The 12,210-nt window shown below is 63.9% G+C and carries 13 protein-coding genes; 8 read left to right on the forward strand and 5 right to left on the reverse strand.

Annotation, left to right across the window (positions count from 1 at the left end):
- Positions 1–181 precede the first annotated feature (181 nt).
- Entirely contained in the window at positions 182–718 is a 537-nt protein-coding gene (locus ABDW57_RS00345) for a pyridoxamine 5'-phosphate oxidase family protein (RefSeq protein WP_343728217.1), read from the forward strand.
- Here the strand turns inward: ABDW57_RS00345 and ABDW57_RS00350 are convergent, their stop codons facing one another.
- Positions 719–1,405: an energy transducer TonB gene (locus tag ABDW57_RS00350; protein ID WP_343728218.1), complete on the reverse strand. Its 687-nt coding sequence runs from the start codon at positions 1,403–1,405 to the stop codon at positions 719–721.
- A gap of 2 nt (positions 1,406–1,407) precedes the next feature.
- Positions 1,408–1,629 (reverse strand): (2Fe-2S)-binding protein, encoded by a 222-nt coding sequence (locus ABDW57_RS00355; RefSeq protein WP_343728219.1) that lies wholly within the window; start codon positions 1,627–1,629, stop codon positions 1,408–1,410.
- 188 nt (positions 1,630–1,817) lie between these two features.
- Here ABDW57_RS00355 and ABDW57_RS00360 point away from each other — a divergent pair, with 188 nt between their 5' ends.
- The 4 genes from ABDW57_RS00360 to ABDW57_RS00375 all read left to right on the forward strand — a co-directional run bounded on the left by ABDW57_RS00360 (position 1,818) and on the right by ABDW57_RS00375 (position 6,839).
- Positions 1,818–2,084 (forward strand): FeoA family protein, encoded by a 267-nt coding sequence (locus tag ABDW57_RS00360; RefSeq protein WP_343728220.1) that lies wholly within the window; start codon positions 1,818–1,820, stop codon positions 2,082–2,084.
- 3 nt (positions 2,085–2,087) lie between these two features.
- Complete coding sequence (locus ABDW57_RS00365; protein WP_343728221.1) at positions 2,088–3,992, forward strand: ferrous iron transporter B; 1,905 nt, start codon at positions 2,088–2,090, stop codon at positions 3,990–3,992.
- 1 nt (position 3,993) lies between these two features.
- The gene (locus ABDW57_RS00370) at positions 3,994–4,263 is read left to right on the forward strand and encodes a DUF6587 family protein (RefSeq protein WP_343728222.1); all 270 of its coding nucleotides are present in this window, start codon (positions 3,994–3,996) and stop codon (positions 4,261–4,263) included.
- A 179-nt stretch (positions 4,264–4,442) separates the two neighbouring features.
- The gene (locus ABDW57_RS00375) at positions 4,443–6,839 is read left to right on the forward strand and encodes a dockerin (protein ID WP_343728223.1); all 2,397 of its coding nucleotides are present in this window, start codon (positions 4,443–4,445) and stop codon (positions 6,837–6,839) included.
- A 2-nt stretch (positions 6,840–6,841) separates the two neighbouring features.
- On the opposite strand, the gene ABDW57_RS00380 is transcribed toward ABDW57_RS00375, so the two are convergent.
- Positions 6,842–8,455: an FMN-binding glutamate synthase family protein gene (locus ABDW57_RS00380; protein WP_343728224.1), complete on the reverse strand. Its 1,614-nt coding sequence runs from the start codon at positions 8,453–8,455 to the stop codon at positions 6,842–6,844.
- Positions 8,456–8,610: 155 nt separating this feature from the next.
- On the opposite strand from ABDW57_RS00380, the gene ABDW57_RS00385 reads away from it, so the two are divergent.
- The 3 genes from ABDW57_RS00385 to ABDW57_RS00395 are packed head-to-tail and all read left to right on the forward strand — an operon-like array spanning position 8,611 to position 10,539.
- Entirely contained in the window at positions 8,611–9,282 is a 672-nt protein-coding gene (locus ABDW57_RS00385) for a glutathione S-transferase (RefSeq protein WP_343728225.1), read from the forward strand.
- Between the two features lie 44 nt (positions 9,283–9,326).
- The gene (locus tag ABDW57_RS00390; RefSeq protein ID WP_343728226.1) at positions 9,327–10,100 is read left to right on the forward strand and encodes a 5'-3' exonuclease H3TH domain-containing protein; all 774 of its coding nucleotides are present in this window, start codon (positions 9,327–9,329) and stop codon (positions 10,098–10,100) included.
- A gap of 16 nt (positions 10,101–10,116) precedes the next feature.
- Positions 10,117–10,539 (forward strand): response regulator, encoded by a 423-nt coding sequence (locus tag ABDW57_RS00395; RefSeq protein WP_343728227.1) that lies wholly within the window; start codon positions 10,117–10,119, stop codon positions 10,537–10,539.
- Here ABDW57_RS00395 and mnmA read toward each other — a convergent pair.
- Positions 10,536–11,654, reverse strand: a complete 1,119-nt coding sequence (mnmA, locus tag ABDW57_RS00400; protein ID WP_343728228.1) for a tRNA 2-thiouridine(34) synthase MnmA — start codon at positions 11,652–11,654, stop codon at positions 10,536–10,538. The genes ABDW57_RS00395 and mnmA overlap by 4 nt on opposite strands.
- Positions 11,655–11,657: 3 nt before the next feature.
- Positions 11,658–12,155, reverse strand: a complete 498-nt coding sequence (locus tag ABDW57_RS00405) for an NUDIX hydrolase (RefSeq protein WP_343728229.1) — start codon at positions 12,153–12,155, stop codon at positions 11,658–11,660.
- Positions 12,156–12,210 lie beyond the last annotated feature (55 nt).

A 12,210-nucleotide genomic window follows, 5' to 3' on the forward strand; every position in this document is an offset into this window, starting at 1 on the left:
TTTGCCATGAACGGACTGTCAACGTGTAGCGATTGCCAATGATTTTCGTCCAAAGTGTATCAATATCCCCGGCCTGAAAATATTGGAGCTAATGAAAACTATTAGCATTCGCAACGTGCGGCAACCCACAGTGCGCCAGCGCCCGGATAGCTAACATGGAAGCTCAACTAAGGAGCGCGCCATGGATTCCATCAATGCCAACCAAGTAGAATCAAACCATCAGGATCTCGTCGGTGAAGACGCCGTGCGCAAGATCCGCGAATTTGTCGACAGCACCCCCGGCTGTTTTTTCTGCACCAACGACGCCCAGGGCGGTCCCGGCGATGCACGGCCGATGACCGCGCTGCAGGTCGATAACCTCGGCAACCTGTGGTTCATCTCCGCCAGCGACAGCCTGAAGAATGCGGAATTGGCGGCCGACCCGTCGGCCACCTTGTACTTCCAGGGCTCGGCGCATTCCGAGTTCATGCATCTGGAAGGCATCGCCACCGTGCTGCGCGATCCGGTCAAGCTCAAGGAACTGTGGAGTTTCACCATGAAGACCTGGTTCACCGAGGGCGAAAATGATCCGCGCATCACGCTGATCAAGTTTGCGCCGACTTACGGCTACTACTGGGATACCAAGCACGGCAAAGCCGTGGCCAGCGTCAAGATGCTGATTGGCGCCGTGATCGGCAAGACCCTGGATGACTCTATCGAAGGCAGGCTGGATCTGTGATCAGCCGAGCTGGAAGTTAATTGGCACCAGTGCATACACGGGGATGGCCTTGCCATCCTCGACATGCGGTTTGTACAGGGCGCGCAGCACGGCCTGGCGGCCCGCTTCATCCAGATTGCTGAAACCGGACGATTTCTGGATCGTCACCTGTTCCGCCGTTCCCTTTTCCCCGATCAGCACGCGCAGCATGACGGTGCCGGTTTCGCCCATGCGGCGCGACATGCTTGGATACACCGGTTGCGGCGCGCGCACATATTCCACGCCCGAGACCGTCTTCGGCGCGCTCGGTTGCGGCGGTGCGGGCGGCGCCACGGCAGCCGCCGGCGCGGCCACGGCCGGCGTGGCGTCGCTTGGACGCGGTTGCGGCGGCGGCAGGGTGATGGTGGGTTCAGTCTGGACGATATTCACTTGCGGCAGCGGCGGCACGAAGGTTGGCTTCGGCTGTACCAGCGGCACCACTTTCGGTGGCGGCGGCGCCTTCAGCGGTTCCGGGGCGGCCACAAACGTGACCGTCACCACCTGCGGCAGAATGGCATGCGTGACCGTGCGCAGCATGCCGGAATAAGCCAGGTAAAACACCACAGCGTGACCTACGACGATGGCGGCCATCGGGGCCAGCTTGCGGCCGCGGCGCTTGAAGTCGCCGCCGGACAGCGTCGCTGCCGGATTGTAGGTCAGGGTGTTCATGCTTAGTTGGAGAACACCGGACGCTTCAGCACGGTTTCCTTGAGGTCGGCGGCGGCCTTGGCCGCCAGCTGTTCGGTGAGGATTTCTTCGGCGCAGGAGAAGCACTGGCCGCAGCAGGTGGCCACGCCCAGCGCGTCGCGCAGTTCGTCCATGGACGTGATACCCAATTCCATGGCTTGACGGATTTCGCGATCGGAGATGTTGTTGCAAACACAAACAATCATTGCTGCACCTTCTGGCTAGGCTGAATAAGTCTGAATTAAGTCCTTCCTGACATGATTGCTAGTAACTTAATGCGAATCATTATCATTAATCGTATACTGCCGTAAACTTCAGCGGTATGCAAGCTAAATAGAAGTCATTCGCATTACCGTTTATAATGCTAGTATCTGATTCCGGCCGGAAATTACTCATGACGCACGCTGCTCCCCTCATTACTCTCGATGCGCTAAAGGTTGGCGCCACCGCCACCGTGGTGCATGTTTCCCCCGGCGCGGCCGATGATGGCGGCACCGGTCTGGCGCGTCGTCTGATGGAACTGGGCTTTGTGCCCGGCGAAAAAATCCGCATGCTCAAGCGCGGCATGCCGGGCGGTGAGCCGCTGGCGATCAAAGTCGGCAACTCCACTTTTGCGTTGCGCCGCTTTGAAGCTGCGCTGGTCTCGATTCAACCGGAATAAATAATGGGTGCAGTAGAAAACGTGGCGCCGCCAGTGCCGGCCGCCTCCCGCACGCCGATGATGGCGCTGCTGGGCAATCCGAATTGCGGCAAGACCGCCTTGTTCAACCGCCTGACCGGCGCGCGCCAGAAAGTGGCGAACTACGCCGGCGTGACCATCGAGCGCAAGGAAGGCGCGTTCACCACCACCGGCGGCAATGGCTTCCGCGTGCTGGACCTGCCTGGTGCTTATAGCCTGTCGGCCCACACGCCGGACGAGGAGATTACGCGCGACGTGGTGGCCGGCCTGCGCAAGGGCGAGGCGGCGCCGGACGTGGTGGTGTGCGTGGTCAACGCCACCAATCTGCGCCTCAACCTGCGCCTGGTGCTGGAGATTCAACGCCTGGGCCTGCCGATGATCCTGGCGCTGAACATGGTGGACGTGGCCACGAAGCGTGGCATCAGCATCGACGCCGACAAGCTGGCGCAGGAGCTGGGCATGCCGGTGGTGGAAACCGTGGCGGTGCAGGCCGGCGGCGAAAAGTCGCTGCTGCGCGCGCTGGACGGCATGTGGCCGCTGCCCGAGACCAAGCCGCATCCGCTGTCGGCCATCGATGCCGTCAGCGTGGAAGAGACCCAGCGCGAAGTGCGCCGCATCCTTGACCTGGTGGTGACCGAGCCGGCGCATGCCAACGACAATCTGACTGAAAAAATCGACAACGTGGTGTTGCACCCGGTGCTCGGCCCGATCATTCTGGCGGTGCTGATGTTCCTGGTGTTCCAGGCGGTGTTCACCTGGGCCACGCCGGCCATGGACCTGATCAAGGACAGCGTCGATCATTTGCGCTCGCTGGTGCGCGATGCCATGCCGGACGGCGTGCTGCGCGGCCTGCTGGTGGATGGCATCCTGAGCGGCGCCGGCAACGTGCTGGTGTTCCTGCCGCAGATTCTGATTTTGTTCTTCTTCATCCTGGTGCTGGAAGATTGCGGCTACCTGCCGCGCGCGGCCTTCCTGCTGGACCGCCTGATGGGCGGCGTCGGCTTGTCCGGCCGCGCCTTCATTCCACTGCTGTCCAGCTTTGCCTGCGCGATTCCGGGCGTGATGGCGGCGCGCACCATTCAGAATCCGCGCGATCGTCTGGTCACCATCATGATCGCGCCGCTGATGACTTGCTCGGCGCGCCTGCCGGTGTATGCGCTGATCATTGCCGCCTTCATTCCGGAGCGCGAAGTGTATGGCTTCCTCAGCTTGCAGGGGCTGGTGCTGTTTGCGCTGTACTTCGCCGGCATCTTCTCGGCGATGGCGGTGGCTTACTTCTTCAAGCGCGCGCTGGGCGCCAACCAGAAGCAGCCGCTGATGCTGGAACTGCCGGCCTATCACTGGCCGCACCTGCAGAACCTGGCGCTGGGCCTGTGGGAGCGCGCCAAGATCTTCCTGACCCGCGTCGGCACGGTGATCCTGACGCTGATGGTGCTGCTGTGGTTCCTGAGCTCCTTCCCGGGCGCACCGGAAGGCGCAACCCATCCGCCGATCTACTACAGCCTGGCGGGCATCCTGGGCCGCGGCCTGGAATACATCTTTGCGCCGATCGGCTTCAACTGGCAGATCTGCATTGCGCTGGTGCCGGGCCTGGCCGCGCGTGAAGTGGCGGTGGGCGCGCTGGGCACGGTGTACGCGCTGTCGCAGAGCGGCGAGGAACTGGCGCAGTCGCTGGAGCCGATCATCGCTTCGTCGTGGGCCTTGCCGACCGCGCTGTCGCTGCTGGCCTGGTACGTGTTTGCGCCGCAGTGCATGTCGACCCTGTCGGTGGTGCGCCGCGAAACCGGCGGCACGCGCTATGCGCTGCTGATGGCCGGCTATATGTTCGCACTGGCTTACATTGCTTCGTTCCTGACTTACCGGATTTCGCTGGCCGTATTGGGAGGCTAATATGTGGCAAGAGATGATCGTTGCGCTGATCGTGCTGGCGGCACTGGCGCATTTCTGCACCAAGTACCTGCCGGCGGCGCTGCGCCGCCAGATCGTGGCAGCGTTGAGCAAGCGTGGCTACGATGAGGCGCGCATGGCCAAACTGTTCAACATCAAATCCGGTTGCGGCGACGACGCCGGCTGCGGCAGCTGCGGTTCCTGCGACAGCGTCCCGCCTGCCAAAACCGATGCTTCCATGAAGCGCGTCATCAAGCTGCACGTGCAGCGTTAATCCCCGGGGCGGCACAACGCCGCCCGCCTCGGCCAGCGCGCTGAGGTATCAAATTTTATTTCCCGAATTGACGATTTTCGCAATTGTGGCGTTGTCACGCCCTACGTATGCTGAGTTGATGGACGGCATCATTTGACGCTTCGGTCCATTCGTTATCAATCATATATTGCGAGGTGTAAATGCGTATCCTGAGTCCATCGCCAGACCTGCTGGTCCGGCTGTTCAGGCAGGCCGGTCTCTCGGCCATGGTGGTGCTGGCAGGCTGTGGCGGCGGTGGCGGCGATGCAGCGGCTCCGGTTGTGCCGACGCCGACGCCCGTTACTCCTACGCCCACACCGACCCCGACCCCGACGCCGACCCCGACGCCAACGCCAACGCCAACGCCAACGCCCACAGGCGCCGCGACCTGGCAAAGCGTGAAGTGGGGCGGCGGCGGCTACGTCAGCGGCCTGATCTTCCATCCGACTACCGCCAACCTGCTGTACGCGCGCACCGACATCGGCGGCGCCTACCGCTGGGACCAGGCCACCTCGTCCTGGACGCCGATCACCGACGGCCTCGGCTTTGGCGCCGCCGAGAGCAAATACCACGGCGTGGAAAGCATGGCGCTCGATCCGAACAACGACCAGCTGGTCTACATGGCCACCGGCATGTACACCTTTGAAGGCAATGGCCGCCTGTACATTTCCAGCGACCGCGGCAACCACTGGACCCACGTCGACCTGCCGTTCGCGCTGGGCGGCAATAATCCAGGCCGGGCCATCGGCGAGCGCCTGATGGTCGACCCGAACAAGCCTTCCACCCTGTTCTATGGCTCGCGCACGGCCGGCCTGTGGAAGAGCACCGACTCCGGCCAGACCTGGACCCAGGTGACGTCGCTGTCGCCGGTCAAGATGAGCGCGGACCAGATCAGCGCCGCCGGCGGCAGCGCCATGGGCGTCGAGGTGGTGGTGTACGACACCTCAACCAAGGGCAGCGGCACGGCCACCCAGACCATCTACGCCGCCATCGCGCCCGATTACGCCAGCGCGGCGGGCCTGAGCTCGAACCTGTACAAGTCCACCAACGGCGGCACCACGTGGACCGCGGTCACCACCCCGGTGAGCGGCTACCACATCCCGCACATGGTGCGCGCGGCCGACGGCGTGTTCTATGTGGTGTTCACCAAGGACGCCGGACCGGGCGCCGGCGGCCCCGGCCGCTTCTACAAGTTCGACGGCACCACCTGGACCCTGCTCAAGAGCGAGGACCCGGCGGGCGGCACCAATTTCGGCCTGGGCGGCGTATCGGTCTACGGCAGCGGCGCCACCACCCGCATCGCGCTGGGCGTGACCAATTCCTGGGGCAACTGGAGCGGCCAGCAGATCGTGCAGCTGTCCGACGACGCCGGCAAGACCTGGCGCGAAATCGAAGCCACCATGCCGGGCGAAATCGCTTCCGGCTGGGTGGACGACGTCGAGATCGATCCGTCCAACCGCGACCACATCATGCATGTGCACGGCGGCGGCATCGTCGAGACCCGCAACGCTTCCTCGGCCACGCCAAGCTGGAGCGGCGCGATCACCAACATCGAGGAAACCGCCACCCTGTACCTGACCACGCCGCCGGCCGGCGCGCCGTACAAGTTCATCAACAGTGCCGGCGACATCGGCACCTGGGTCCAGACCGACCTTGCCAGCAAGCCCACCATGGGCCCGACCGATAACTGGAGCAACGGCAACGCCGCCGATCTGGCATGGTCCGATCCGCTGTATATCGCCGGTGCCGGCGTGGCCAACTGGTCCGGCGCAGGCGGCTTCGGCTTCTGGTCCGGCGATGGCGGCAAGACCTGGTCGAACTTTGCCACCCTGCCGGCCGGCGCCAAGGCCAACACCGGGGCCGCCGGCAATATCGCGGTCACCTCGCGCAACAACATCATCTGGGCGCCGCCCAACTCGGTACCGTCCTACAGCACGAATAGCGGCGCCAGCTGGACCGCCACCAACCTGCCGGCGCTGCCGGTGGTGGGCCAGAACTGGGACCGCGGCTATCGCCTGGTGGCGGACCGCAAGAACCCGAACAAGGTGTATGCCTACGATTCGGGCGGCGCCTCCTGGGCCACGCCGGGCAAGGTATACGTCTCGACCGACGGCGGCCACACCTACACGCTGAGCCAGGGGGCGACCGCGGCCAATCTGGCGCCCAACGCCTGGTGGAGCACCGCCATGGCGGTCAACCCCAACGCCGAGGGCGATCTGTGGCTGGCGGACGGCAACACCGTGTATCACTCGGTGGATTCGGGCGCCAGCTGGACCAGGCTGAACAACTTCGCCAGCGCCGGCGGCACCCAGGGCGCCAGCCTGATCGCGCTGGGCAAGGCGGCGCCGGGCGCCAGCTACTCGGCGGCGGTGTATGTGGTGGGCGTGATGAATGGCACCTGGGGCGTGTACCGCTCCGACGATGCCGGCGCCACCTGGTCGCGCTTCAATGACGACGCTCACCAGTTCGGCGGCATCGGCGTGATGGCGGCCGACTGGAACACCTACGGCCGCATCTACGTCAGCGGCACCGGGCGCGGCCTGCTGTATTCCAACTGAGGTCAGCCGCAGTACGGGTCGAACGTTTCGGCCTGCGCCATCGGCCAGTAATGGCCGAAGACCGGCGGCAGACGGGCGAGCTGGCTGGGGTCCAGCAGCTCGCCCGGTTCCAGGAAGGGCAGCAGCGTCGAGGCCAGCTTCACCTGGTTGGACGAGATGCGCCGCACCAGATGGCGCGGGCGCAGTTGCGCAGGATGCGTCAGGCCGGCGGCGGCAATCAGCTGCGCCAGCGCCTTCATGGTGTTTTCATGGAAGTTGGCCACGCGCTGGATCTTGTCCGGCACCACCAGCGCGCGCTGGCGGCCGGGGTCCTGCGTGGCCACGCCGGTCGGACAGCGGTCGGTGTGGCAGCTTTGCGACTGGATGCAGCCCAGCGCGAACATGAAGCCGCGTGCCGAATTGCACCAGTCCGCGCCCAGCGCCAGCGTGCGGGCGATGTCAAAGGCGGTGATGATTTTGCCCGAGGCGCCGATCTTGATCTTGTCGCGCAGGTTGGCGCCGACCAGGGTGTTATGCACCAGTAGCAGGGCTTCCTGCAGCGGCGTGCCGACGTGGTCGGTGAATTCCACCGGCGCCGCGCCGGTGCCGCCTTCGCCGCCATCGACCACAATAAAGTCCGGCACGATGCCAGTGGCCAGCATGGCCTTGACGATGCCGAAGAATTCCCACGGGTGGCCGATCGACAGCTTGAAGCCGGTCGGCTTGCCGCCGGACAGATTGCGCAGGCGCTCGATAAACTCCAGCATTTCAATCGGCGTGCTGAACGCCGAGTGGCGCGACGGCGACACACAATCCATCCCCATCGGCACGCCGCGCGTCAGTGCGATCTCGGGCGTGATCTTGGCCGCCGGCAGCACGCCGCCGTGGCCTGGCTTGGCGCCCTGCGACATTTTCAGCTCGATCATCTTGACCTGCGGCGCGGCGGCGTTGGCGGCAAAGCGCTGTTCCGAGAAGCTGCCGTCGTCGTTGCGGCAGCCGAAGTAGCCGGAGCCGATTTCCCACACCAGGTCGCCGCCGTGCTGGCGGTGGTGCGGGCTGATGCTGCCTTCGCCGGTGTCGTGCATGAAGCCGCCTTGTTTGGCGCCGCCGTTCAGCGCCAGGATGGCGTTGGCCGACAGCGCGCCAAAGCTCATGGCCGAGATGTTGAACACGCTGGCCGAGTAGGGCTGCGTGCGCGGGCAGTCCGGGTGGTTGCCGATCTCGATGCGGAAGTCATGGTGCTGCTCGGGCGCCGGCGCGATCGAGTGGTTGATCCATTCATAGCCGGGCGCGTACACATCGAGCTGGGTGCCGAACGGGCGCTTGTCGGTGTCAAGCTTGGCGCGCTGGTAGACGATGCTGCGCTGGTTGCGCGAGAACGGTTCGGCCACCGTGTCGTCTTCCAGGAAGTACTGGCGAATCTCGGGACGGATCGATTCGAAGAAGAAGCGGAAGTGCGCCAGGATCGGGTAATTGCGGCGCAGTGCGCGTTTGGTTTGCAGCAGGTCGCTGATGCCGACCACGGTCAGGAAGGCGGCCACCGCCGGGATCTCCCACGGCGCCCCCAGCGCCAGTGAAACCAGCAACGCAACAACGGAAGCAGTGAAGGCAAGGTAACGCGGTGACAGCAAATTCATGGGGACTCCGGCGGCGGCTGTGGATCTGCCGAGTGTACTGCTGTTTCCCGATGGAATCCATATCCCGGGAGGGCAGGTGCGCGCGCGGGCGGCAACAATGCTAAGCTAGCGGCGTTGCGGCGCACGGCCGTTCTTTTTTCTCGGGGATATCCACCATGATCGTTGTCCACCATCTCAATAATTCGCGTTCGCAGCGGGTGCTCTGGTTGCTGGAAGAGCTGGGTCTGGAATACGAGATCGTGCGCTACCAGCGCGATCCCAAGACCATGCTGGCGCCGCCGGAACTGCGCGCCATCCACCCGCTGGGCAAGTCACCGGTGATCAGCGATGGCGAGGTCGTGGTGGCGGAGTCGGGCGCGATCGTCGAATATCTGATCGACACTTACGGCAATGGCCGGCTGGCGCCGCCGCCCGGCACGGCGGAACGCCGCCGCTGGACCTACTTCCTGCACTACGCTGAAGGCTCGGCCATGGCGCCGCTGCTGATGAAGCTGATTTTCGACCGCGTGGAAACCAGCCCGGCGCCCTTCTTCGTCAAGCCGATCGCGCGCGCGATTGCGCAGAAGGTGAAGGGCAGCTACATCCTGCCGCAGATCGCCATGCATCTCGATTATCTGGAGACGGAATTAAGCAAGACACCGTGGTTTGCCGGCGCCGAATTCAGCGCGGCCGACATCCAGATGAGCTTCCCGCTGGAAGCGGCCTCCGCGCGTGGCGGGCTGGACGAACAGCGCCCCAACCTGAGCGCCTTCCTCACACGCATCCACAGCCGCCCCGCCTTCCAGCGCGCCCTCGAACGCGGCGGCCCCTACGAACTGCTGAAGTAAGTCGGTTAGAATGGCGGCTTGAACAAGCCCGGATGAAGTTGAACATGGGTAGACTCCTTGCCATCGACGGCCTCAATATTGTGCGCCGTGTCTACGAAGCCAGCCCCGAACCTGACAGCGCTGAAAAGGCCGACATCGCGCTGCGCCATGCGCTGTCGTCGTTCCGCACGCTGGTCCATGACCACGAACCGACGCATATCCTGCCGGCCTTCGACTTCGGCGGCCGCACCTGGCGCCACGATCTGTACGCCGGCTACCGCGAAGGCCGCGCGCCGATGCCGGCGCCGCTGCGCGAGGCGCTGCCGGGCTTTTACGACAAGCTGCGCACCTTCGGCATGCATGTGGTGTCGCTGCCCGAAGTGGAGGCCGACGACGTGATCGGCACGGTGGTGCTGCGCTGGCTGGCCGAGGGCCGCGGCGAGGCCACCATCGCCACCACCGACAAAGACTTGCACGGCCTGATCGCCCACGGCGCGCGCGTGTGGGATCACTTCAAGAGCGAATGGCACGACCACGACTGGGTCGAAAACAAGTGGGGCGTGCCGCCCGCGCAGTTGCCAGACCTGCTGGCGCTGATGGGCGACGTTACCGATTCCATCCCCGGCGTCTCCAAGGTGGGCGTGAAAACCGCAGCCAGACTGTTGCGTACATACGGCACTCTGGACGCCATCATGGCCGGCGCCGGCATTCTGAAGGACACGCTGGGCGAAAGATTACGAAAAGAACGCGAAATGCTGTATCTTTCTCGACAACTGGTTCAGTTAAAAACGGACGTCAGGGTCGGCGTCACCTGGAATATGCTGCTCTGGTCCCACTAATAACAAGGTTTGCAAGATGTTAAAAGCAGTTGTCATCGATCCTAGCGCCGTCGCCCGCGGCTTGCTCAACACCGTGCTGCTGGACGGCGGCTACGATGTGGTGGGCGCGACCCATACCTGCGCCAGCGCCATGGTGCAGCTGATTAAGCATCACCCGCACATCGTCTGCATCGCCCGCGAGCAGATTGAAAAGGAAGAGGAAGCGATCCGCGAGATCCGCGCCAACTGGCCCAAGACCCTGATCTTCATGGTGTCCAGCGAGATGGACGCCGCCACCATCCAGGCCGCGCACGCCATGGGCGTGAGCGGTTTCATCGTCAAGCCGTTCAAGGCCGACACGGTCCTGAATACGATCCGCAATGTGGTGATTGCCATGGTCAAGCGCCAGCGCGCCGCCATGGAAAAGGCCGCCAGCGAAACCCCGCCGGCCGCCGATTAAGCCGCGAAGGTGGAACTGTCGATGATGCCGCCGCCGAGGCAGACCTCGCCGTCGTACAGCACTGCCGACTGACCCGGCGTTACCGCCCACTGGGCATCCATGAATTTCAGCGCGAAGTCGGACAGGCCGTCCGGCGCGACTTCGCACGCCACGTCAGCCTGGCGGTAGCGCGTCTTGGCCGACAGCGCGCGCGCTTGCGGGGCCTCGCCGGCGATCCAGCTGGCCTGGTCGGCGCGCAGCGACGATGACAGCAGCCATGGATGGTCGTGGCCCTGCACGATGTACAGCACGTTGTTGGCCACATCCTTGCGCGCCACATACCAGGCATCGTTGCTGCCGTCGGCGTTCTTGTACGCCTTCAGGCCGCCCACGCCGATGCCCTTGCGCTGGCCCAGCGTGTAGAACGACAGGCCCACGTGCTCGCCCACCACTTTGCCGTCCGGCGTCATCATCGGGCCCGGTTTGTAGGACAGGTAGCGGTTCAGGAATTCGCGGAACGGACGCTCACCGATAAAGCAGATGCCGGTCGAATCCTTCTTGGCCGCATTCGGCAGCTTGAGCTTCTCGGCAATCTTGCGCACTTCGGTTTTCGGAATCTCGCCCAGCGGGAACAAGGTGCGCGACAGCTGCGCCTGGTTCAGGCGGTGCAGGAAGTAGCTCTGGTCCTTGGTGTGGTCGACCGCCTTCAGCAGCTCGTGCTGGCCGCCGTTCTGGCGCACGCGCGCGTAATGGCCGGTGGCGATCAAATCCGCGCCCAGCGACATGGCGTGGTCGAGGAAAGCCTTGAACTTGATCTCGGCATTGCACAGCACATCCGGATTCGGCGTGCGGCCGGCCTGGTACTCGCGCAGGAAGTCGGCAAACACACGGTCCTTGTATTCGCTGGCGAAGTTCACCGCTTCGATATCCACGCCCACCACGTCGGCCACTGAGGCGGCATCGATCCAGTCCTGGCGGGTGGAGCAGTACTCGGAGTCGTCATCGTCTTCCCAGTTCTTCATGAACAGGCCGATGACTTCATAGCCCTGTTCTTTCAGCAGCCATGCCGAAACCGAGGAGTCCACCCCGCCCGACATGCCGATAACGACCCTTTTTTTGCCCGACCCGTTACTCATTCCTTATCCATTCGCAGTGCTGACCGCTTCCTTGTAGACGGAAGCGTGTGTTTGTACCAGTTCCAGCGGCGCCCGGTGGCCCGCCAGATATTCATCGACGCATTGCAGCACCGTCGGACTGCGGTGACGGTCGGCGCAGGCGGCCAGTTCGTCGCGCGTCAGCCACATGGTGCGCAAAATGCCCTCGTCCAGAGGACGGTCATGTTTCTCTCCCGGATAGCCGCAGAAGGTGAAGCGCAGATACGTCACTTCCTCGCCGGTGCGGTTGGAGGTGTAACGCGACATATACATGCCCACCAGCGCGGTCGGCGTGAAGTCGTACGCCGTTTCCTCCAGCGTTTCGCGGATCACCGCCTCCTGCAGGGACTCATACGGGTCCAGGTGGCCGGCAGGCTGGTTGATGCGGATGCCATCGCTGGTTTCTTCTTCGATCAGCAAGAACTTGCCATCTTTTTCGACGATGGCGGCAACAGTAACAGAGGGTTTCCAGATACGCGGCATGAGTCATCCTTGAAAGAGCCGACATTTTAGCTTGTTCCGGCCATTTGGTTTGCGC

The sequence above is a fragment of the Duganella sp. genome (genome assembly GCF_039595735.1).
Classification (GTDB): Bacteria; Pseudomonadota; Gammaproteobacteria; order Burkholderiales; family Burkholderiaceae_D; genus Rugamonas.

Bases quoted from the DNA above. Each gene is read 5' to 3' on its own strand.
- ABDW57_RS00385 (WP_343728225.1), top strand. From the start codon at position 8,611: ATGATCGTTGTCCACCATCTCAATAATTCGCGTTCGCAGCGGGTGCTC.
- ABDW57_RS00355 (WP_343728219.1), bottom strand. From the start codon at position 1,629: ATGATTGTTTGTGTTTGCAACAACATCTCCGATCGCGAAATCCGTCAA.
- ABDW57_RS00345 (WP_343728217.1), top strand. From the start codon at position 182: ATGGATTCCATCAATGCCAACCAAGTAGAATCAAACCATCAGGATCTC.
- mnmA (WP_343728228.1), bottom strand. From the start codon at position 11,654: ATGAGTAACGGGTCGGGCAAAAAAAGGGTCGTTATCGGCATGTCGGGC.
- ABDW57_RS00370 (WP_343728222.1), top strand. From the start codon at position 3,994: ATGTGGCAAGAGATGATCGTTGCGCTGATCGTGCTGGCGGCACTGGCG.
- ABDW57_RS00360 (WP_343728220.1), top strand. From the start codon at position 1,818: ATGACGCACGCTGCTCCCCTCATTACTCTCGATGCGCTAAAGGTTGGC.
- ABDW57_RS00405 (WP_343728229.1), bottom strand. From the start codon at position 12,155: ATGCCGCGTATCTGGAAACCCTCTGTTACTGTTGCCGCCATCGTCGAA.
- ABDW57_RS00390 (WP_343728226.1), top strand. From the start codon at position 9,327: ATGGGTAGACTCCTTGCCATCGACGGCCTCAATATTGTGCGCCGTGTC.
- ABDW57_RS00380 (WP_343728224.1), bottom strand. From the start codon at position 8,455: ATGAATTTGCTGTCACCGCGTTACCTTGCCTTCACTGCTTCCGTTGTT.
- ABDW57_RS00375 (WP_343728223.1), top strand. From the start codon at position 4,443: ATGCGTATCCTGAGTCCATCGCCAGACCTGCTGGTCCGGCTGTTCAGG.
- ABDW57_RS00395 (WP_343728227.1), top strand. From the start codon at position 10,117: ATGTTAAAAGCAGTTGTCATCGATCCTAGCGCCGTCGCCCGCGGCTTG.
- ABDW57_RS00365 (WP_343728221.1), top strand. From the start codon at position 2,088: ATGGGTGCAGTAGAAAACGTGGCGCCGCCAGTGCCGGCCGCCTCCCGC.
- ABDW57_RS00350 (WP_343728218.1), bottom strand. From the start codon at position 1,405: ATGAACACCCTGACCTACAATCCGGCAGCGACGCTGTCCGGCGGCGAC.